This is a genomic window from Rhizobium sp. Leaf371, from assembly GCF_001424045.1.
GTDB lineage: Bacteria > Pseudomonadota > Alphaproteobacteria > Rhizobiales > Rhizobiaceae > Ferranicluibacter.
On record NZ_LMQB01000028.1, the window covers coordinates 323313 to 343198 of the forward strand.

20 protein-coding genes are annotated in these 19886 nt (G+C 64.1%); 15 read left to right on the plus strand and 5 right to left on the minus strand.

Features of this window, described 5'->3' with window-relative positions; translation table 11 throughout:
- Positions 1-23 precede the first annotated feature (23 nt).
- Positions 24-233 carry a cold-shock protein gene (locus ASG39_RS21510; RefSeq protein WP_062478651.1) on the minus strand — a complete coding sequence of 70 codons (210 nt, stop codon included), beginning with the start codon at positions 231-233 and terminating at the stop codon, positions 24-26.
- A gap of 379 nt (positions 234-612) precedes the next feature.
- Between ASG39_RS21510 and ASG39_RS21515 the strand changes: the two genes are divergently transcribed.
- The 11 genes from ASG39_RS21515 (at position 613) to glpK (ending at position 12079) form a co-directional block, all read left to right on the plus strand.
- Positions 613-861: a BrnA antitoxin family protein gene (locus tag ASG39_RS21515; RefSeq protein ID WP_062596982.1), complete on the plus strand. Its 249-nt coding sequence runs from the start codon at positions 613-615 to the stop codon at positions 859-861.
- Positions 862-980: 119 nt separating this feature from the next.
- Positions 981-1904, plus strand: coding sequence for a ribokinase (locus ASG39_RS21520; RefSeq protein WP_062596983.1), 924 nt, complete (start codon positions 981-983; stop codon positions 1902-1904).
- Between the two features lie 63 nt (positions 1905-1967).
- Positions 1968-2729 (plus strand): DeoR/GlpR family DNA-binding transcription regulator, encoded by a 762-nt coding sequence (locus ASG39_RS21525; RefSeq protein ID WP_062596984.1) that lies wholly within the window; start codon positions 1968-1970, stop codon positions 2727-2729.
- Between the two features lie 126 nt (positions 2730-2855).
- On the plus strand, positions 2856-4376 hold the full coding sequence (locus tag ASG39_RS21530) for a glycerol-3-phosphate dehydrogenase (protein WP_062596985.1): 1521 nt from the start codon (positions 2856-2858) through the stop codon (positions 4374-4376).
- A gap of 56 nt (positions 4377-4432) precedes the next feature.
- Positions 4433-5515, plus strand: coding sequence for an ABC transporter ATP-binding protein (locus tag ASG39_RS21535; protein ID WP_062596986.1), 1083 nt, complete (start codon positions 4433-4435; stop codon positions 5513-5515).
- A gap of 10 nt (positions 5516-5525) precedes the next feature.
- Positions 5526-6614 carry an ABC transporter ATP-binding protein gene (locus ASG39_RS21540; RefSeq protein WP_062596987.1) on the plus strand — a complete coding sequence of 363 codons (1089 nt, stop codon included), beginning with the start codon at positions 5526-5528 and terminating at the stop codon, positions 6612-6614.
- Between the two features lie 3 nt (positions 6615-6617).
- Complete coding sequence (locus ASG39_RS21545) at positions 6618-7484, plus strand: sugar ABC transporter permease (RefSeq protein WP_062596988.1); 867 nt, start codon at positions 6618-6620, stop codon at positions 7482-7484.
- 21 nt (positions 7485-7505) lie between these two features.
- Positions 7506-8384, plus strand: a complete 879-nt coding sequence (locus tag ASG39_RS21550) for a carbohydrate ABC transporter permease (RefSeq protein ID WP_244481293.1) — start codon at positions 7506-7508, stop codon at positions 8382-8384.
- Between the two features lie 10 nt (positions 8385-8394).
- Complete coding sequence (locus ASG39_RS21555) at positions 8395-8676, plus strand: DUF2160 domain-containing protein (RefSeq protein WP_062596989.1); 282 nt, start codon at positions 8395-8397, stop codon at positions 8674-8676.
- Positions 8677-8761: 85 nt separating this feature from the next.
- The gene (locus ASG39_RS21560) at positions 8762-10483 is read left to right on the plus strand and encodes an ABC transporter substrate-binding protein (protein WP_062596990.1); all 1722 of its coding nucleotides are present in this window, start codon (positions 8762-8764) and stop codon (positions 10481-10483) included.
- A 102-nt stretch (positions 10484-10585) separates the two neighbouring features.
- Complete coding sequence (glpK, locus tag ASG39_RS21565; protein ID WP_062596991.1) at positions 10586-12079, plus strand: glycerol kinase GlpK; 1494 nt, start codon at positions 10586-10588, stop codon at positions 12077-12079.
- Positions 12080-12119: 40 nt separating this feature from the next.
- Here the strand turns inward: glpK and ASG39_RS21570 are convergent, their stop codons facing one another.
- Positions 12120-12989 (minus strand): D-amino-acid transaminase, encoded by an 870-nt coding sequence (locus ASG39_RS21570; RefSeq protein ID WP_244481302.1) that lies wholly within the window; start codon positions 12987-12989, stop codon positions 12120-12122.
- Positions 12990-13193: 204 nt separating this feature from the next.
- On the opposite strand from ASG39_RS21570, the gene ASG39_RS21575 reads away from it, so the two are divergent.
- Together ASG39_RS21575 and ASG39_RS21580 are read left to right on the plus strand one after the other, a co-directional pair.
- Positions 13194-13607, plus strand: coding sequence for a VOC family protein (locus ASG39_RS21575; RefSeq protein WP_062596992.1), 414 nt, complete (start codon positions 13194-13196; stop codon positions 13605-13607).
- A 54-nt stretch (positions 13608-13661) separates the two neighbouring features.
- Entirely contained in the window at positions 13662-15371 is a 1710-nt protein-coding gene (locus ASG39_RS21580) for a dihydroxyacetone kinase family protein (RefSeq protein ID WP_062596993.1), read from the plus strand.
- Positions 15372-15420: 49 nt separating this feature from the next.
- Here the strand turns inward: ASG39_RS21580 and ASG39_RS21585 are convergent, their stop codons facing one another.
- The gene (locus ASG39_RS21585) at positions 15421-16389 is read right to left on the minus strand and encodes an AraC family transcriptional regulator (protein WP_082477413.1); all 969 of its coding nucleotides are present in this window, start codon (positions 16387-16389) and stop codon (positions 15421-15423) included.
- 111 nt (positions 16390-16500) lie between these two features.
- On the opposite strand from ASG39_RS21585, the gene ASG39_RS21590 reads away from it, so the two are divergent.
- A complete protein-coding gene (locus ASG39_RS21590; protein WP_062596994.1) occupies positions 16501-17712 on the plus strand; it encodes an MFS transporter in 1212 nt (403 codons plus the stop codon).
- A gap of 98 nt (positions 17713-17810) precedes the next feature.
- The gene (locus ASG39_RS21595; protein WP_062596995.1) at positions 17811-18512 is read left to right on the plus strand and encodes an SDR family oxidoreductase; all 702 of its coding nucleotides are present in this window, start codon (positions 17811-17813) and stop codon (positions 18510-18512) included.
- A 7-nt stretch (positions 18513-18519) separates the two neighbouring features.
- Here the strand turns inward: ASG39_RS21595 and ASG39_RS21600 are convergent, their stop codons facing one another.
- On the minus strand, positions 18520-19128 hold the full coding sequence (locus ASG39_RS21600; protein ID WP_062596996.1) for a pyridoxamine 5'-phosphate oxidase family protein: 609 nt from the start codon (positions 19126-19128) through the stop codon (positions 18520-18522).
- 85 nt (positions 19129-19213) lie between these two features.
- Positions 19214-19879 carry a DUF2161 family putative PD-(D/E)XK-type phosphodiesterase gene (locus ASG39_RS21605; RefSeq protein WP_062596997.1) on the minus strand — a complete coding sequence of 222 codons (666 nt, stop codon included), beginning with the start codon at positions 19877-19879 and terminating at the stop codon, positions 19214-19216.
- Between the last annotated feature and the right edge of the window lie 7 nt (positions 19880-19886).

Genomic DNA, 19886 nt, shown 5'->3' on the forward strand with positions numbered 1-19886 from the left:
CGCGGTCAGGGGGAGCGAAAGACTTAAGCCGCCTGGAGCGAACCGGCGGACATCTTGCCCGACTTGCGGTCCTTCTCGAGCTCGAAGCCGAGCTTCTGGCCTTCGACGATTTCGCGCATGCCAGCGCGTTCGACGGCCGAGATGTGGACGAAAACGTCAGCAGAGCCGTCGTCCGGCTGGATGAAGCCGAAGCCCTTGGTGGCGTTGAACCATTTTACGGTGCCTGTGGTCATGACAAACCCTTTCAGTGCAATATTCGTTGCCCACCATACGACGCATGGCAGGATTTCTGTCGACTTTTGAGAGGGGATTTTATCACGAGGCGCGAGGCGCAGCAAAAAAACGATCTGCAAACAAAGTATCGATGAACACCGTGTACGGCAGAAGACACGGTTTGTCAAACGCGGCAGGCAAAAATGCGGGAGGGCGCACACAGAATAACAAAGAGGAGGCTCCGAAATACTGTCATAGAACTGCGAAACGGACGCAACCTGTCGGTGAGCGTGTCCGCGAAATCGCTTGTGGACGTTTTCGAAACGCCGTCGATTCCATGACCGCAATGCGGAATTGCTGCTAGTGTCGCGTTTTACATTCCACACGAGGACATGATTGATGGCGATCACCCCCCGCCGGCCCATGAGCGCCAAGGATGCAGCCGAAGCGCTGTTCAAACCCGTCAAGAAGCCGGTCGCGCCGGCCGTCGAGCGTCAGCTCGTTCCGAAGACCCGGGAGATGGTCACGCTGAAAATCGATAGCGATGTTCTCGCACACTTCCAGGCGGGCGGTCCGGGCTGGCAGGAGCGGGTCAATGCGACGCTCCGCGCAGAGATGAAGGACGCTGCAGCGAAGAACAAGGAATAGGTTCTGCAGCGGCGTGGGTCGACGGACCCCGCAGACTGGCGGGCGAGAGCGATCGGGAGAGGAGACGCCCGATCGCTTGGGCGCGTCGCTGGTTGGGACGATAGGGTGAGGAGACTGAAGTGAAGAACGGCGTATCCATTCTCGGTATTTTCGTGGCCGACACGGCCTACCTCGCGGCCCGCATGCCGGTGATCGGCGAGACGATCCGCGGCAGCGGATTTGCCGTCGGGCCGGGCGGAAAAGGCTCCAACCAGGCAGTCGCGGCAGCGCGTGCTGGTGCTGCTGTGTCCTTCATCTCGAAGATCGGTCGCGATACTTTCGGCGATCTCGCGCAAAAAACCTATGCGGAGGCTGGCGTCACGCCGGTTCTGACCGTCATGGAGACGGAACCGACCGGTGCGGCCTTCATCTACGTCAATGACAGCAACGGCGACAATGCGATCATCGTCTATCCCGGCGCGGCCGGCACGATCGCCGTCGAGGATGTCGAGGCGGCGCGCGCGACGATCGAGGGTTCCACCGTTTTCGTCACCCAGTTGGAGCAGCCGGTGGCGGCCGCGCAGCGGGCGCTGGAAATCGCGCGCGGCGCCGGTGTCGTCACCCTGTTCAATCCTGCGCCGGCCGAGACCTTTCCCGACGCGCTCTATGGTTTGAGCGACTACATCATACCGAACGAAACCGAGGCGGCGGCCCTCGTCGGCTTTGGCATCGAAACGCTCGACGATGCGCGGCGCGCGGGCGACGCCTTGATGAAGCGCGGTGCGCGGGCGGCTGTGATCACGCTCGGCGGTCGCGGCGTGCTACTGCACACGTCAGCGCAGTCGGTTCACCTCCCGGTTTTCAGCGTCGGGCCCGTCATCGATACGACGGGTGCCGGCGATGCTTTCGTCGGCGGCTTCTCGGCTGCATTGTCCGTCGGGCGCGATCCCCTGGACGCCGTGCGCTTCGGCTGCGCAACGGCCGGCATCTCGGTCACTCGGCGCGGAACGGCGCCAGCGATGCCGTCTCTCGACGAGATCGAAGCTGTTCTCGCACGCGGCTGACGCGGCCGATTGTGCTCCTTTCGTTTTCTGCCTAGACTGAAGAAAACGAAAGAGGAGGAAACCGTGCTGCTATCATCGCGCCAGAGCGAGATCGTGTCGATTGCACGCGAGCAGGGCCGCGTTCTGGTCGAGGATCTTGCGCTCCGTTTTTCCGTGTCGCCCCAGACGATCCGAAAGGATCTGAACGACCTCTGTGACGGGCGAACGTTGAACCGCATTCATGGCGGCGCGGTCTTCCCGCGGGGCAATGAAAACGTCGAGTATGAAGAGCGTCGGTCGATGGCCGCGCTGGAGAAGCAGGCGATCGGCCGGGCCGCCGCAGCCCTCATTCCCGACAACGCCTCGCTCTTCATCAATATCGGCACGACGACCGAAACGGTGGGCGACGCGCTGGTCGACCATGCATCGCTGATGGTGATCACCAATAATATCAATGTTGCCAATCGATTGCGGGTCTATCCACAGATCGAGGTGGTGATTGCCGGGGGCGTGGTCCGTGGTTCGGACGGCGGCATCGTCGGCGAGGCTGCGGTCGATTTCATCCGCCAGTTCAAGGTCGATTTCGCGATCATCGGCGTTTCCGCCATTGATGAGGATGGCGCCTTGCTCGACTACGACTTTCGCGAGGTCAAAGTCGCGCAGGCCATCATCGCCAATGCACGCCACGTGATTCTGGTGTCCGATTCGTCCAAGTTCGATCGCACGGCGCCGGTCCGCATCGGCCATATCTCCCAGGTCGATACGTTCATCACCGACCGCTGCCCCTCCGACAGCGTCCGCGCCATCTGTCGCGAGCACAAAGTCGAGCTGATGGAGACGGCTTGACGCCTTTTCCAGTCCGAAAGCATCAATTTACATTCACTTTCATTTGACATTCGTTTCGATTTCGTTTTAGATGATCTTGTTTCGCAGATGCGCTCCTATGCTGCATTGCGAAAGGGGTGGAGAAGTATGGCAGGGCAGGAACCATTCGATATCTTCGTCATCGGTGGCGGGATCAACGGCTGCGGCATCGCGCGTGATGCCATCGGTCGCGGATATTCGGTCGGCCTTGCCGAGATGAACGATTTCGCTTCGGGCACCTCGTCCGGTGCCACCAAGCTCATCCATGGTGGCCTGCGCTACCTCGAGCACTACGAGTTCCGGCTCGTCCGCGAATCCCTGATGGAGCGCGAAGTGCTCTGGGCCATGGCCCCGCACATCATCTGGCCGATGCGCTTCGTTTTGCCGTTCCACAAGGGCGGCATTCGTCCGGCCTGGCTCATCCGCCTCGGCCTCTTCCTCTACGACCATATCGGCGGGCGCAAGCTTCTGCCGGCGACGAAGACGCTCGACATGCGGCGCGATCCCGCGGGAAAGCCGCTGAAGCCGCTGTTCACCAAGGCCTTCGAATATTCGGACGGCTGGGTGGATGATGCCCGCCTCGTGGTGTTGAACGCCCGCGACGCCGCCAATCGTGGCGCCGAGATCCTGTCGCGCAGCCGCGTCATCTCGGCCCGCCGAGAGGGCGCGCTCTGGGCCATCGATATTCAGGACGGCAAGGGCGGCCCGGTGCGGCGCGTCACGTCCCGTATGCTGATCAACGCGGCCGGTCCCTGGGTCGATCGGGTTCTGTCCAATGCGGTCGGCAAGAATCAGGTCCACAATGTCCGTCTCGTCCAGGGCAGCCACATCGTCATTCGCCAGAAATTCAACGATCCGAGGGCTTATTTCTTCCAGAACCCCGACGGCCGCATCATCTTCGCCATCCCCTACGAGCGCGATTTCACGCTGATCGGCACCACGGACCAGGATTTCACAGGCGACCCCAAGGATATCCGCATTACCGACGCCGAAACGGACTATCTGTGCAAGGCGGCGAGCGAGTATTTCGCCGAGCCGGTGCGTCGCGAGGACATCGTCTGGAGCTATTCCGGTGTGCGCCCCCTGTTCGACGACGGCGCCTCGAAGGCGCAGGAAGCAACGCGCGACTACGTGCTGAAGGTCGAGGGCGAGGATGGCGCGGCGCCTTTGCTCAACGTCTTCGGCGGCAAGCTCACCACCTATCGCCGCCTTGCCGAGCATGCACTCGAAAAGATCGGCGAGGCGATAGGCAGCAAGGGCTCGCCCTGGACGGGCAAGAGCACGCTTCCGGGTGGCGATTTCGCGCCGACGGGGTACGAGGCCCAGGTGGCGGACCTGAAATCCCGAGCCGCCTTTCTCACCGATCGCCACGCAAGGCGGCTGGTCCGGCTCTACGGAACGCTGGCCCGGAAGATTGTCGGGGAGGCTCCGTCGATCGAGGCGCTCGGGCGGCATTATGGCGCGGATCTCTACGAAGCCGAGGTTCGCTATCTGATCGAGCAGGAGTGGGCGCGCACGGCGGAGGATATCCTCTGGCGCCGCACGAAGCTCGGGCTGAATCTCACGAAGACCGAGGCGAGCGCGCTCGCGGACGATATGCAGGAATTGACGGCGCGCTGCGTCGCCTGAGGCTGCTCCAAGGAGGGAGCGTCGAAGGTGGGGAAGCGAGGGCTGGGAGGAAAGACATGCTGGAACTGACCGATATCACCAAGGTCGTGGGAGCGGATACGCATATCCACCCGACGAACCTCGTGCTGCAGCGCGGTTCGCTGAACGTACTGCTCGGGCCGACCTTGTCCGGCAAGACCTCCCTGATGCGGTTGATGGCAGGGCTCGACAAGCCGACATCCGGCACGATCCGCTTCGATGGCAAGGACGTGACCGGCATTCGCGTGCAGGATCGCTCGGTCGCCATGGTCTACCAGCAGTTCATCAACTATCCCGCCATGACGGTCTATGAAAACATCGCCTCGCCGATGCGGATCGCCGGCAAGGATGCGGCCACCATCGACCGCGAGGTGAAGAAGGCCGCCGAGCTGATGAAGCTTACGCCTTATCTCGGCCGCACGCCGCTCAATCTGTCCGGTGGCCAGCAGCAGCGCACGGCGCTCGCCCGGGCGATCGTCAAGAATGCGAGCCTCGTCCTTCTCGACGAGCCGCTCGCCAACCTCGATTACAAGCTGCGCGAGGAACTGCGCGAAGAACTGCCGAAAATTTTCGCAGCCTCCGGCGCCATCTTCGTCTATGCGACGACCGAGCCGGGCGAGGCACTGCTGCTCGGCGGCCATACCGCCACCATGCACCAGGGCACGATCAGCCAGTTCGGCCCGACCATCGAGGTCTACCGCCGGCCGGCCGATCTCGTCACGGCCAAGACCTTTGCCGATCCACCGCTCAACACGCTGGCCGTGGTGAAATCCGGCGAAAGCTTCCTGCAGGACGGCACGCCGCTGCTGCCGGTTCCCGCCCATCTCCGGAGCATCGCCGACGGCCCGTGCACCATCGGCTTCCACCCCTATCATCTGTCGCTGGACGCAAGCTCGCAAGCCGCGGCCGTGCTTCCGGCCCGCATCATCATCAGCGAGATCGCCGGTTCGGAAAGCTTCGTGCATGTGGAGTGCGCCGGCGCCCGGTGGGTGATGCTGGAGCCCGGCATTCGCATGATCGAGCCGGAAACGGCCGTGAACCTGATGCTCGACACGCGCCATCTCATGGCCTTTTCCACCGACGGACGCGCCATCGACGGCCGTCTCGACAGAGCGGCGTGAGGAGACAGACATGGCCCGCATCAGCCTCGACCATATCCGCCACGCCTACGGCCCGAACCCGAAATCGCCGGCCGACTACTCGCTGAAGGAAGTCCATCACGACTGGGACGACGGCGGCGCCTACGCGCTGCTCGGCCCCTCCGGCTGCGGCAAGACCACGCTGCTCAACATCATTTCCGGCCTCGTCTCGCCGTCGGAAGGCCGCATCCTGTTCGATGGGCGCGACGTCACCAATCTGCCGACGCAGGACCGCAACATCGCGCAGGTGTTCCAGTTCCCGGTGATCTACGACACGATGACCGTCTACGACAATCTGGCCTTCCCCTTGCGCAACCGCCGCGTTCCGGAACCCGAGGTCGATCGCCGGGTCAAGGAAATCCTCGAGATGATCGATCTTTCCTCCTGGGCGAAGAAGACCGCCCGCGGGCTGACGGCCGACCAGAAGCAGAAGATCTCGCTCGGTCGCGGCCTCGTGCGCAACGATGTCAGCGCCATCCTTTTCGACGAGCCGTTGACCGTCATCGATCCGCATATGAAGTGGGTGCTGCGCTCGCAGCTGAAGCGTCTGCACAAGCAGTTCGGCTTCACCATGGTCTATGTCACGCACGATCAGACGGAAGCACTCACCTTCGCCGACAAGGTGGTGGTGATGTATGACGGCGAGATCGTGCAGATCGGAACGCCGGCGGAGCTGTTCGAGCGGCCGCGCCACACCTTCGTCGGTTACTTCATCGGCTCGCCGGGCATGAACGTCATTCCGGCGCGCATCGACGGCACGACCGCCGATCTCGGCGGCGGACAGGTCGCGCTGGGCTTCAGGCCCGAGATCGCGAGCGGCGCCAAGGTCGAGCTCGGCATTCGTCCGGAATTCGTGCGGCTCGGCCGCGAGGGCATGCCGGTGACGATCTCCAAGGTCGAGGATATCGGCCGCCACAAGATCGTCCGCGCGCTGTTCGCCGACCGGCCGATGGCGATCGTGCTCGGGGAAAACGGCGAGATCCCGTCGGAGCCGCGCATCACCTTCGATCCCGCAGCCGTCAATATCTATGCCGACAGCTGGCGGGTCTCCGATCCGTCAATCGCCAACGGGAGGGCCTGAGCCATGGAAAAGACCTGGAACAACAAGGCCTGGTTCATGGTGCTGCCGGTGCTGGTGCTGGTCGCCTTCTCCGCCGTCATCCCGCTGATGACAGTCGTCAACTATTCGGTTCAGGATACGTTCGGAAACAACGAATTCTTCTGGGCCGGCACGGACTGGTTCATCCAGGTGCTGCATTCGTCCCGCTTCTGGGATGCACTGCAGCGCAACCTCTTGTTCTCGGTCATCATCCTGTCGATCGAGATCCCGCTCGGCATCCTGATCGCGCTGAACATGCCGAAAAAGGGCTTCGGCGTGCCGGTTTGCCTCATCCTGATGTCGCTGCCGCTGCTCATTCCGTGGAACGTGGTCGGCACGATCTGGCAGGTCTTCGGACGCGTCGATATCGGCCTGCTCGGCTACACGCTCGCAGCCCTCGGCATCCCCTATAACTACGTCAACAACGTCTTCGATGCCTGGGTCACGCTGATCGTCATGGATGTGTGGCACTGGACGAGCCTCGTCGTGCTGCTCTGCTATGCCGGCCTCGTGTCGATCCCGGACGCCTATTATCAGGCAGCGAAGATCGACGGCGCCTCGCGCTGGTCCGTGTTCCGCTACATCCAGCTGCCGAAGATGAAGCGCGTGCTGCTGATCGCCTTCCTGCTCCGCTTCATGGACAGCTTCATGATCTACACCGAGCCCTTCGTCATCACCGGCGGCGGCCCCGGCAACTCCACGACCTTCCTGTCGATCGACCTCGTCAAGACCGCCATCGGGCAGTTCGACCTCGGGCCGGCCGCCGCCCTCTCGCTCATCTACTTCCTCATCATCCTGCTGCTCTCCTGGATCTTCTACACCGTGATGACCACCAGCGACGCGCAGAACTGATCCGGGGAGGGAGGAGAAACCATGACCACCGCAATGACCGATCCGGCCATCAACGCGCCGACCTCAACGACGGAAAGCCGCGCCGCGGCACAGTCGACGGGCATACGCCTGTCCTGGCTGGTGCCGACGCTCTACATCGTCTTCCTGCTGCTGCCGATCTACTGGCTCGTCAATATGAGCTTCAAGACGAACATGGAGATCACCAGCACCTTTTCGCTCTATCCGCACCAGCCGACCTTGCGGAACTATGCGGTGATCTTCACCGATCCGTCCTGGTACAAGGGCTATATCAACTCGATCATCTATGTCGTCATGAACACGGTGATCTCGGTGCTTGCGGCGCTTCCCGCAGCCTACGCCTTCTCGCGCTATCGGTTCCTTGGCGACAAGCACCTGTTCTTCTGGCTGCTCACCAACCGCATGGCGCCGCCGGCCGTTTTCGCTCTGCCGTTCTTCCAGCTCTATTCGGCCTTCGGCCTCATCGATACGCACATCGCCGTGGCGCTGGCCCATTGCCTGTTCAACGTGCCGCTCGCCGTCTGGATCCTCGAAGGCTTCATGTCCGGCGTGCCGAAGGAGATCGACGAGACCGCCTATATCGACGGTTACTCGTTCCCCCGCTTCTTCGTGAAGATCTACATTCCGCTAATCGCCTCCGGCATCGGTGTCGCCGCGTTCTTCTGCTTCATGTTCTCCTGGGTCGAGCTTCTGATCGCCCGGACGCTGACGACGACGGACGCAAAGCCGATCGCCGCGATCATGACGCGCACCGTGTCCGCCTCGGGCATGGACTGGGGCGTGCTGGCCGCAGCCGGCGTGCTCACCATCATCCCCGGCGCCATCGTCATCTACTTCGTCCGCAACTACATCGCCAAGGGCTTTGCCCTCGGCCGCGTGTAAGGAGACCGACATGAACTTCTCCTGGATGGCGTGGACGCTGCCGACGGTCCTGTTCTTCGTGACGATCCTTGTGCTGCTCATCGGCATGGGCGTCTGGGAATTCCTTTCGCCCGGCGGCAATCCGCGCGTCGGCATCCTGCGCTTCGAGACGACACGGGGGGACCGCCTCTTCGTGTCGCTGCTCGGCAGCGCCTTCATTCACCTGGCATGGCTGGGGCTCATCGGCCCCAACGTGTGGTGGGCTCTTGCCCTGTCCGTTGTCTACGCCGTCGGCGTTTTCAAGCTGGTCTGAGGCACGTGAACGAGACGGGCAAGCCCAGGGGAGGTCCGGGGCGCCCGTGACAGCAATCGCAGATATCTCAAAGGGAGGACTACGCATGCGACGGCACCTTTTAACATCGACGGCAGCCATGCTGCTGGCTCTGACAGGCTCCGCTTATGCGGGCATGGACGAGGCAAAGACGTTCCTGGACGCCGAGATCGGCGATCTCTCGACGCTCTCGCGCGCCGACCAGGAAAAGGAAATGCAGTGGTTCATCGATGCGGCGAAGCCTTTCGCCGGCATGGAGATCAAGGTCGTTTCCGAAACCCTGACGACGCATGAATACGAGTCGAAGACGCTCGCCAAGGCCTTCACCGACATCACCGGCATCAAGGTCACGCACGACCTGATCGGCGAAGGGGACGTCGTCGAAAAACTGCAGACGCAGATGCAGTCCGGCGAAAACATCTACGACGCCTACGTCAACGACAGCGACCTCATCGGCACGCATTGGCGCTACCAGCAGGTGCGCAACCTGACCGACTGGATGGCCGGCGAAGGCAAGGACGTGACGTCCCCGACGCTCGACATCAAGGACTTCATCGGCACCTCGTTCACGACCGCGCCGGACAAGAAGCTCTATCAGCTGCCGACCCAGCAGTTCGCCAACCTCTACTGGTTCCGGTACGACTGGTTCAACGACGAGAAGAACAAGGCGGACTTCAAGGCGAAGTACGGCTACGACCTCGGCGTTCCCGTCAACTGGTCTGCATACGAGGATATCGCCGAGTTCTTCACCGGTCGCGAAATCGACGGCAAGAAAGTCTATGGCCACATGGACTACGGCAAGAAGGACCCGTCGCTCGGCTGGCGCTTCACCGATGCCTGGCTGTCCATGGCCGGCAACGGCGACAAGGGCCTGCCGAACGGTCTGCCCGTCGACGAATGGGGCATCAAGGTCAACGAGAAGTCCCAGCCGGTCGGCTCCTGCGTCGCGCGCGGCGGCGATACCAACGGCCCGGCCGCCGTCTACTCCATCGTCAAGTACCTCGACTGGTTGAAGGCCTACGCACCGCCGGAAGCCCAGGGCATGACTTTTGGCGAAGCCGGCCCGGTTCCCGCACAGGGCACCGTTGCCCAGCAGATCTTCTGGTACACGGCCTTCACCGCCGATGCCGTCAAGAAGGGCCTGCCCGTCGTCAACGAGGACGGCACGCCGAAGTGGCGCATGGCACCGTCGCCGCATGGCGTCTACTGGAAGGACGGCATGAAGCTCGGCTATCAGGACGTGGGTTCCTGGACGCTGATGAAGTCCACGCCGGAAAAGAACGCGCAGGCCGCCTGGCTCTACGCCCAGTTCGTGACCTCGAAGACTGTGGACGTGAAGAAGAGCCATGTCGGCCTAACCTTCATCCGCGAATCGACCATCCAGGACAAGAGCTTCACGAAGCGTGCGCCCGAACTCGGCGGTCTCGTCGAATTCTATCGCTCGCCGGCCCGTGTCCAGTGGTCGCCGACCGGCACCAACGTTCCGGACTATCCGAAGCTGGCACAGCTCTGGTGGCAGGCGATCGGCGATGCCGCCGCCGGCAACAAGACGCCGCAGGAAGCGATGGACTCGCTCTGCGCCGAACAGGAAAAGGTTCTCCAGCGCCTGCAGCGTGCCGGCGTCCAGGGCGATATCGGTCCGAACCTCGCCGAGGAACACGATATCGAATACTGGAACAAGGATGCGGCAGAAAAGGGCAACCTTGCACCGCAGCTGAAGATCGAGAACGAAAAGGAAAAGCCGATCACGGTCAACTATGACGAGCTCGTCAAGAGCTGGCAGAAGTAGGCCTGAAACGGTAGAAAAGGGCCGGGGCGCACCATGCGCCCCGGCCTCTTATTGCAGGCGACGGTACAGGCACCTGCAGGGTCGATGGGGAGACGAGGACGAATGAGCGGTTACATCTTGGCGATCGACCAGGGCACGACATCCACCCGATCGATGATCTTCGACGCGAACATGACGATTGCCGGGGTTTCGGGCCAGGAATTCCAGCAGTTCTTTCCCGATTCCGGCTGGGTCGAACACGATGCCGACGAGATCTGGGAGAGCGTGCTCTCGACCAGCCGCAAGGCGATCGAGAAGGCCGGCATTACCGCCGCCGGCATCAAGGCGATCGGCATCACCAATCAGCGCGAGACGATCGTCGTCTGGGACCGCGAGACCGGCAAGCCCGTCCATCGCGCCATCGTCTGGCAGGACCGCCGCACGGCGCGCTTCTGCGACGACTTGAAGGCGCGCGGGCTTGAGCCGTTGTTCACGGAAAAGACCGGCCTTCTGATCGATCCCTATTTTTCCGGCACGAAACTCGCCTGGCTGCTCGATACGGTGGAGGGCCTGCGCGCCCGCGCCGAAAAGGGCGAGGTATGCTTCGGCACCATCGACAGCTGGCTGATCTACAAGCTCACCGGTGGCCGCGTCCATGTGACCGACGCCACCAACGCCTCGCGCACGCTGCTCTACGATATCTCCGAGAACCGCTTCGACGACGAGCTTCTAGACATCCTGTCCGTTCCCCGCGCCATGCTGCCGGAGGTGAAGGATTGCGCCGCCGATTTCGGCATCACCGATCCCGCGATCTTCGGTGCCGAAATTCCGATCCTCGGCGTGGCCGGCGACCAGCAGGCCGCCGTCATCGGCAATGCCTGCTTCGAGCCCGGCATGCTGAAATCGACCTATGGAACGGGCTGTTTCGCGCTTCTGAACACGGGCGAGGATCGCGTCGTCTCCTCCAACCGCCTCCTGACGACGATCGCCTACCGGCTCGACGGCAAGACGACCTATGCGCTGGAAGGCTCCATTTTCATCGCCGGCGCCGCCGTGCAGTGGCTTCGCGACGAGATGGGCTTCATCTCGAAGTCCTCGGAGGCCGAGGAACTGGCAAAGACCGCCGACCCGAACCAGCATGTCTACCTCGTGCCGGCCTTCACCGGCCTGGGCGCGCCGCATTGGGACCCCGATGCCCGTGGCGCCGTCTTCGGGCTCACGCGCGCGACAGGACCCGCCGAATTCGCACGGGCAGCTTTGGAGAGCGTTGCCTACCAGACCCACGATCTTCTGGAGGCAATGAAGAAAGACTGGGGCGATAAGGGCGAACGCACCGTGCTGCGGGTCGATGGCGGCATGGTTGCGTCAGACTGGACGATGCAGCGCCTCGCCGACATTCTCGCGGCCCCCGTCGATCGCCCGGTGATCCTGGAAACGACGATCCTCGGTGCGGCCTGGCTCGCCGGTTCGCGCGCCGGGCTCTGGCCGGATCGGGCCGGCTTTGCAGAAGCCTGGCAATGCGACCGCCGGTTCAAGCCGGGCGATGACGATGGCGCGCGTCAGGCGGGCATCGACGGGTGGAAAGACTGCGTCGCGCGCTGCCTGACCCATCGCTGAGCGCCACGTGTAGGACGCGCGGAACACCGGGCCTTCCTTGTCAGGTGACAGGTTCGGCCAGCGACAGGCGCTCGGCGATGTAAAGCGCGCGCATGCGTCCCGTGATCGGACCCGGCCGCCCGTTGCCGACCTCTGCGCCGTCGATCGAGACGACCGGCAGGGCGAAGTTCGTGGCCGACGTCACGAAGGCCTCGCTCGCCTGTTTCGCCTCTTCCGGCGTGAAGGCGCGCTCCTCGACCGGAATGCCGGCCGCGCGTGCCAGCGCGACGATGGTCGCGCGGGTGATGCCGGGGAGGATCGCATGCGACAGCGGTCGCGTGACGAGGCGACCCTCGACGGTCACGATATGCGCATTGGCCGAGGTCGCCTCCGTGACGAAGCCGTCTTCCACCAGCCAGGCATCCTGCGCGCCCTGCCGCAAGGCTTCCATCTTCGCCATGGAGGGGTAAAGCAGCTGCACCGTCTTGATATCGCGGCGTGCCCAGCGCTGGTCGGGCACGGTGATCACCTTGATGCCGGTCTGGTTGTAAGGGTTGTCGAGCACGGCTTTCGCCTGCGTAAAGAGCACGAGCGTCGGGCTCGCCGTGCCCGGGAACGCGAAGTCGCGATCTGCCGGGCCGCGCGAAATCTGCAGATAGATCAGGCCTTCGTCGAGCGCATTGCGCGCCACGATTTCGCGGTGGATGGCGAGGAGGTCTTCTGGGGCCATCGGGCAGGCAAGGGCAAGTTCGTCGAGCGAGCGCTGTAGCCGCGCGGCATGGCCGGCATAATCGATCAGCTTGCCGCCGATGACGGCGGTCACTTCGTAAACGGCATCGGCAAAGAGAAAGCCGCGGTCGAAGACCGAAACCTTGGCCTCGGCCTCTTCAAGCCACGCGCCGTCGAGATAGACGATCCTGTTCACGTTCACCTTCACGGTTCCGGTTCCTTGCCGGCGCCGCGTTGATGAAAGGCGCCTGCCGGCAGCGATGCCTTTGCCGCCCCCTGTCTGTCAAGCCACCGGGCTGTATGGACCCGCACGCATGTTGCCGCCTATGGCGAAGCCGGTCCATATTGCCGATATGCGGCGCCCGAGTCGCGCGCCGCCCCGATAGACGGACAGGACCGACACCCCATGCGCTCTCTCTTCCATCTCGCCTATCACGTCACCGATCTCGACGCAGCGCGGCGATTCTACGGCGATGTCCTTGGTTGCGCGGAAGGCCGATCGACGGAGACCTGGGTCGATTTCGACTTCTTCGGCCACCAGATCTCGCTGCATCTCGGCACGCCTTTCGCGGTCACGCGCACCGGAAAGGTCGGCGATCACATGGTGATGATGCCGCATCTGGGCGTCGTGTTGGCGCTGGACGATTGGTTCGAACTGGCAAGCCGCATCGAAAAAGCCGGCATCGCCTTCGACATTCCACCGGTCGTCCGCTTCGAGGGCGAACCGGGCGAGCAGCGCACGATGTTCTTCTTCGACCCGAGCGGGAACCCGATCGAGGTCAAGGGATTCAAGGATTTCGAGGGCGTTTTCGCTCATTGAGATGAGCAAGGCCCAGGATACCGGGAAAGCATTTGGCCGGAGGAGAAGACCTGCATGACGACGATTTACGATCAACCGGAAGAGTTCGCGGCAAGTGCGCTTGAAGGCTATGCCGCCGTCTACGGACGCTTCGTGCGCGCGGTGAAAGGTGGCGTGGTGCGATCGACGCCGCGCGTCGAGGGCAAGGTGGCGGTCGTCGTCGGCGGGGGATCGGGGCACTACCCCGCTTTTGCCGGCTATGTCGGTCCGGGCCTTGCCGATGCGGCGGTCGCGGGCGATGTCTTCGCCTCTCCATCGACCGCCGCCGTGGCGCGTGTCTGCCGTCTGGCGCATCGTGGCGGTGGCGTCCTTCTCGGCTATGGCAATTATGCCGGCGACGTCCTGAACTTCGGCGCTGCAGCCGAGCGACTGCGGGCCGAGGGTCTGGACGTGCGCGTACTCCCCGTCACCGACGACGTGGCAAGCGGCCCGGCCGACGATCATTTGAGCCGCCGCGGGATCGCCGGCGATCTCGTCGTCTTCAAGATTGCCGGTGCGGCGGCCGAAGAGGGGCGCTCGCTCGACGCCGTCGAGGCCGTGGCAAAGCATGCCAATGCCCGCACCGTATCCTTCGGTGTGGCGTTCGGCGGCTGCACCCTTCCGGGCTCGGACGAGCCGCTGTTCACGGTGCCGAAGGGCCGGATGGCGCTCGGACTCGGCATTCATGGCGAGCCGGGGATCAGCGAGACCGAGATCCTTCCGGCCTCGGCCCTGGCCGATCTCCTGACGCATCGGCTTCTAGCGGAGCGGCCAGCCGACTGCACCCGCGTCGCCGCGCTGCTCAACGGTCTCGGCGCCACGAAGTATGAGGAGCTTTTCGTTCTCTGGCCCCAGATCGCGGCGCGGCTCACGGCAGCGGGACTGGAGATCGTGCGGCCCGAGGTCGGCGAGTTCGTGACGAGCCTCGATATGCGTGGTTGCTCGCTGAGCGTGCTCTGGCTCGATGACGACCTCGAACGCCTCTGGTGCGCGCCCTGCGAAACCGCCGTCCTCGTTCGCCGCGAAGAGCCTGAACTGGCCGAACCGATCCCGGAGGAGGCCGAGGAAATGCTCACCTTCCCGGAAGCATCCGACGCGTCGCGCGAGACCGGGCGCTGCCTTGCCGGGATCCTCGGGAAAATGGCCGAGGTGCTCCACACGGCGGAGACCGAACTCGGACGGATCGACGCGCAGGCCGGGGACGGCGATCACGGGCAGGGCATGGTGCGCGGCGTCACAGCCGCGCGATCCGCCGCAGACGCCGCCGTTGCGGCAGGCGCCGGTGCACACAGCGTGCTCGCCGCTGCCGCAGACGCCTGGGCCGACCGCGCCGGAGGCACCTCGGGCGTGATCTGGGGCGTGCTGCTGCGTGCCTGGAGCACGGCACTCTCGGACACCGAAGCCCGCGATGAAGCGGCGGTCGTTGCCGGCGCGCGGCTGGCGCTGACTGCTGTGACGCGGCTCGGCGGCGCGAAGGTCGGCGACAAGACTCTGGTCGATGCCTTCGTGCCCTTCGTCGATACGCTCGAGGCGGCGTTTGCCGAAACACGATCGTTGCCGCGCGCCTGGAACAGCGCCGCAGCCGCCGCGACGACGGCCGCGGAACAAACGCGGGCCCTGACCCCCCGCCTCGGCCGGGCGCGTCCCCTTGCCGAGCGCAGCATCGGCCACCGCGATGCCGGTGCGGTTTCGCTGGCGCTCTGCGCCGAGACGGTCGCGAAGATTTTGGACGGCGGGCAACGCTGAGCGGCCGGTCACCGACGTCTGATCGAACGCAGGCCGAACGTTGCGCCGATCAGGCCTCTTGCCGCATCGCGAGACTTTGCGCCTCAGACAACCGTGGCTGGCGTTTCGCCACATCCCGAACGTGACTCGGCGGGCTGCCGGTGATGCGCTTGAAGGCGCGACTGAAGGAGGCTTCCGACTCGTAGCCGAGCCGTTCGGCCACCGCTGCCACGCGCTGGCCCTCGCCAAGCCACTGGTGGGCCTGATGCATGCGCATGCGGGCGACGTAACGGGCAGGGGTCTCGCCGACCACATCGGCGAAGCGCTGGGCAAAGGCCGAGCGTGAGGCACCCATATGGCGGGCAAGTTCCTCGACGCTCCAGTCATGGGCAGGGTCGAGATGGATCGCCGCCAGCACCCGGCCGATCTCGGGATTGCGCAAGGCAGCAAGCCAACCGGTCGAATCACCGCAGCCATGCTCTACCCAGGTGCGGATCAGGGTCGCCGTGAGAACATCGGCCAGACGCGACAGGATGCCGCCCGCACCGACCCGGTTCATCTCGACCTCGCGCTGCATGGCATCGAGCAGCGGACGAATGGACGGCTCGCTTGCCGCGAGATCGCTGGCGCGCATCACGTCCGGCATCAGTTGCAGCAGCGGGTGAAGCGTATCGACATTGAAGCGCATCACGGCATAGAAAAGGACATTCCGACTGTCGGAGCCACGGCATTCCAGCTCGACGATGCCGTCGCAAAGCGGTTTGCGGGGCAGGGCGGCCACGGGCGTGGCCGGCACGTCGGAGCCACTGGCGATGACATGCGCATCGCCGCGCGGCAGAAGCACGGCATCGCCGGGAAAGAGCTCGCTCCACGCGCCGGAGGGCTCCTGAAAGTAGGCGGAGCCGGCGGCAAGAAAATGAAACTGGGCGGCATCCCGCTTCGGAAAGGCCGTGGCCCACGGCGCATTCGGCTGGCAACGGCAATAATCGACGCCATCGAGGCGAAGCCCTTTTAACATTTCTGTCAGCGGATCGCTCATGGTGAGGCGCCTCGTTTTGGACGAATGGTCATGTGTTATGGATTTCCTAGCATAGATTCCCCAGCCTGTCGCGCTTAACCATAGGTCATATCCCTCCCGGAGACCTTTCTCATGAACAGTTATATCGAAGACGACATCCCGTCCGTGCCCGAAAGCGGGGACGTCAAACAGGCGGCATGGGCCGGCGTCGTCTCACTGTCCCTCGGCGTCTTTGCGCTGGTGACGGCCGAATTTCTTCCCGCCAGCCTGCTGACCCCGATGTCGGTCGATCTCGGTGTTAGTGTCGGCGCCGCGGGACAATCGGTGACGATGACGGCTATCGTCGGTGCGGTTGCCGGACCGGCAGTCGTCATCGGAACGAGCCGTTGGGATCGTCGCGCCACGCTGCTCGTTCTCACCGCGCTGCTGATCGTCTCGAGCCTGATGGCGGCCGTTGCCAGCGGCCTTCCGATGCTCCTGCTGTCGCGCGCCCTTCTCGGCATCGGACTTGGCGGCTTCTGGGCCATGTCGCTGGCGCTCGCCATGCGTCTCGTTCCTGGCCGCCTGATGCCGCGCGCCATGGCCATCATCATGACCGGCGTGTCGCTGGCCACCGTCTGTGCGGCGCCGCTCGGTGCCTGGATCGGCGAGGCCTATGGCTGGCGAACCGCCTTCGGCATCTCCGCCGCACTCGGCGTCGTCGCCATCATCATGCAGGCGGCAAGCCTTCCGGCCATGCCGTCCAAGGGCGTCGCCGGGCTTTCGACGCTGCTCGCTGTCCTGCGCCGCCCGGCCATCCGCGTCGGGCTGTTGACCGTGCTTCTGGTCGTCGCCGGACATTTCGCTGGCTTTACCTTCATCCGCTACTACCTCGAAACCGTTCCGGGCTTCGGCGTGGAAGCCCTGTCGGCGATCCTGCTCGCCTATGGCATCGGCGGATTCCTCGGAAACATCTTCGGTGGCTTCGTCTCGGAGCGGAATACGTCGCTGTCGATCACGCTTGCCGCAGGCGGTATCGCCGTCACGGCGCTGGTTCTGGCGCTTGCCGGCGCGTCGCCCGTCATCGCCGCCGTCACCACCGCGCTCTGGGGCTTTGCCTTCGGCGCCTTGCCGGTCAGCGTGCAGAGCTTTGTGACGCGGGCGGCCGGCGACGAGGCGGAAAGCGCAGGGGCGCTGATGCTCAGCACGTTCCAGATCGCGATCTCCAGCGGCGCCGTCCTCGGCGGGCTGCTGGTCGATACCCACGGCGCGACCGCGGTCTTCGGCTTCACCAGCCTCTCGGCCGTGCTCGGCGCGCTCGTCATCGTCTTTGCCGGACGGGCTCGCCTGCAACAGCCTGCCTGATCTCACGCCGAGGAGCCGAGGCTGAAAAAACCACTTCGCCACATGCGGGCGGAGTGGCATAAACCTTGAAAACGCTTCGAAACCGAAAGGCAGACGCCATGACCGACAAGATCGCCATCATCACCGCCGGTGGAAGCGGCATGGGCGCGGACGCTGCCCGCCGGCTTGCCGCCGATGGGTTCAAGGTCGCCATTCTCTCGTCCTCGGGCAAGGGCGAAGCGCTGGCCACGGAGCTCGGCGGTCTCGGCGTCACCGGCTCCAACCAGTCGAACGCGGATCTAAAAACGCTGGTCGATCGCACCATGGAGCGCTGGGGCCGCATCGACGTTCTCGTCAACAGCGCGGGCCACGGACCGCGTGCGCCCGTGGCGGATATCACCGACGAGGACTGGGTGCGCGGCATGGACGTGTATTTCATGAACGTGGTCCGCCCGGTCCGGCTGGTCGCTCCCATCATGCGGGCGCAGAAATCCGGCGTCGTCATCAACATATCGAGCTTCAGTGCCGTCGAGCCCGATCCGGTCTTCCCGACATCCTCCGTCTTCCGCGCCGGTCTTGCCGCCTATACCAAGCTCTTTGCCGACCAGTTCGCGGCCGACAACGTGCGGATGAACAATGTGCTTCCCGGTTTCATCGACAGCCTTCCGGAGAAGGAGGTGTTTCGCGACCGCGTTCCCATGGGCCGCTACGGCCGAAGCGAGGAGATCGCCGCGACCGTTTCCTTCCTCGCCTCCGAGGGGGCGGGCTATATCACCGGCCAGAGCATCCGCGTCGACGGCGGCATCACGCGGTCTCTTTGAGAGCAGCCTACCACATCGTCCGGGCGGCGCGGGCCGCCCATTCGCGATCATAGGTTTCCTTGTCGAAGCTCGCTTTCGCCTGTCTCAACAGCTCGCCTGCGCTCGGCAGCATCGCCGGATCCTGAAAGCGCGCGGGGTTCCAGAGTTCGGACCGCATCAAGGCGCGGGCGCACTGGAAATAGACCTCGTTGATCTCGACCATGATGACGCTGCGCGGATGCTTGCCATCCATCTCGAAGCTTTCGAGCAGCTCGGGATCGATCGACACCGCTGCCGTGCCATTGATCCGCATGGTCGTGTTGGAGCCGGGAATGAGGAACATGAGAGCGACGCGCGGATCGCGCACGATGTTTTGCAGTGAATCGATGCGGTTGTTGCCGCGCCAGTCGGGCAAAAGCACCGTCTTCTCGTCCAGCACCCGCACGACGCTTTGCGCATCGCCGCGTGGCGAGCAGTCCATGCCCTCGGGGCCGATCGTGGCGAGCGCCAGAAACGGCGAAGCCTCGATCATCGCGCGGTAACCCGGCGTCAGCGCAACGGTTACCTTCGCGGTGGAGGCTTCGGAGACGCCGTCATAGATTTCGGCAAGCTGTTCGATCGTGCGGATGGTCGTCATGATATGTCCCAATCTCCTGTCGCCGTCGGTCTATCACCATTTTATGACAGTTTCCGCCCCGTCGGTGCCCCGGTCGATGATCCCGTCACTCCGCTGCGTCGTCGATCTGCGGCCATCGCTCCAGCGCCTTTGCACCGGCGTCCGTCAGCCGATAGACCCCACGCTCGACACGTTCGAACCAGCCATAGACATTGTCCTGAAGAATGGCGGCCGCCTTTGGCGCCCTCGGCCGCATCTCGACCGGCCGCACGCGGCCGGCGCGGATCGCGGCGGCACAGAGAAGCGCCTGCTGCCGATAGGCGGTCATGATCGGGGCACGGGCGCCGCCACCGGCGGTGGGGTCGCCATGGCGCGCGCGATGTTCCTTCACCAATCGCGCCCGGCGCTTCGGATTGGTGCGCGGCATCGGCGAGACGGCACTGACGATGACGCTGACGGTGCCGGTATCCGCAACGCCCAGCATGCCGATGCCGAGCCGCCGGCAGAGATCGCGGTAGCGCTTGTCCGCCTCGCGGCCGCGTCCCCTGGCCGAAACCCGCGCGGCGATCCAGACTTCGTCGCAGGCCGCTGCGCGATCCACGGCCTGGAGGATCAGTTCGAGATTGAAGGTCAGCTTCAGCTCGCAAACGACCACGATGTCCGGCTCGCCCGCCCGCACGCCGACGAGATCGCAACTCGCGACCTCGCCCTTCACCTCGAAGCCGAAGCTTTCGAGAAACGTTTTGACGGGCAGATAGAGCGTGGTTTCCACGATGGCA

Coding starts and splice junctions, on each gene's coding strand:
- ASG39_RS21510 (WP_062478651.1), bottom strand. CDS start 233: ATGACCACAGGCACCGTAAAATGGTTCAACGCCACCAAGGGCTTCGGC.
- ASG39_RS21515 (WP_062596982.1), top strand. CDS start 613: ATGGCGATCACCCCCCGCCGGCCCATGAGCGCCAAGGATGCAGCCGAA.
- ASG39_RS21530 (WP_062596985.1), top strand. CDS start 2,856: ATGGCAGGGCAGGAACCATTCGATATCTTCGTCATCGGTGGCGGGATC.
- ASG39_RS21535 (WP_062596986.1), top strand. CDS start 4,433: ATGCTGGAACTGACCGATATCACCAAGGTCGTGGGAGCGGATACGCAT.
- ASG39_RS21540 (WP_062596987.1), top strand. CDS start 5,526: ATGGCCCGCATCAGCCTCGACCATATCCGCCACGCCTACGGCCCGAAC.
- ASG39_RS21545 (WP_062596988.1), top strand. CDS start 6,618: ATGGAAAAGACCTGGAACAACAAGGCCTGGTTCATGGTGCTGCCGGTG.
- ASG39_RS21550 (WP_244481293.1), top strand. CDS start 7,506: ATGACCACCGCAATGACCGATCCGGCCATCAACGCGCCGACCTCAACG.
- ASG39_RS21555 (WP_062596989.1), top strand. CDS start 8,395: ATGAACTTCTCCTGGATGGCGTGGACGCTGCCGACGGTCCTGTTCTTC.
- ASG39_RS21560 (WP_062596990.1), top strand. CDS start 8,762: ATGCGACGGCACCTTTTAACATCGACGGCAGCCATGCTGCTGGCTCTG.
- glpK (WP_062596991.1), top strand. CDS start 10,586: ATGAGCGGTTACATCTTGGCGATCGACCAGGGCACGACATCCACCCGA.
- ASG39_RS21575 (WP_062596992.1), top strand. CDS start 13,194: ATGCGCTCTCTCTTCCATCTCGCCTATCACGTCACCGATCTCGACGCA.
- ASG39_RS21580 (WP_062596993.1), top strand. CDS start 13,662: ATGACGACGATTTACGATCAACCGGAAGAGTTCGCGGCAAGTGCGCTT.
- ASG39_RS21585 (WP_082477413.1), bottom strand. CDS start 16,389: ATGAGCGATCCGCTGACAGAAATGTTAAAAGGGCTTCGCCTCGATGGC.
- ASG39_RS21590 (WP_062596994.1), top strand. CDS start 16,501: ATGAACAGTTATATCGAAGACGACATCCCGTCCGTGCCCGAAAGCGGG.
- ASG39_RS21595 (WP_062596995.1), top strand. CDS start 17,811: ATGACCGACAAGATCGCCATCATCACCGCCGGTGGAAGCGGCATGGGC.
- ASG39_RS21600 (WP_062596996.1), bottom strand. CDS start 19,128: ATGACGACCATCCGCACGATCGAACAGCTTGCCGAAATCTATGACGGC.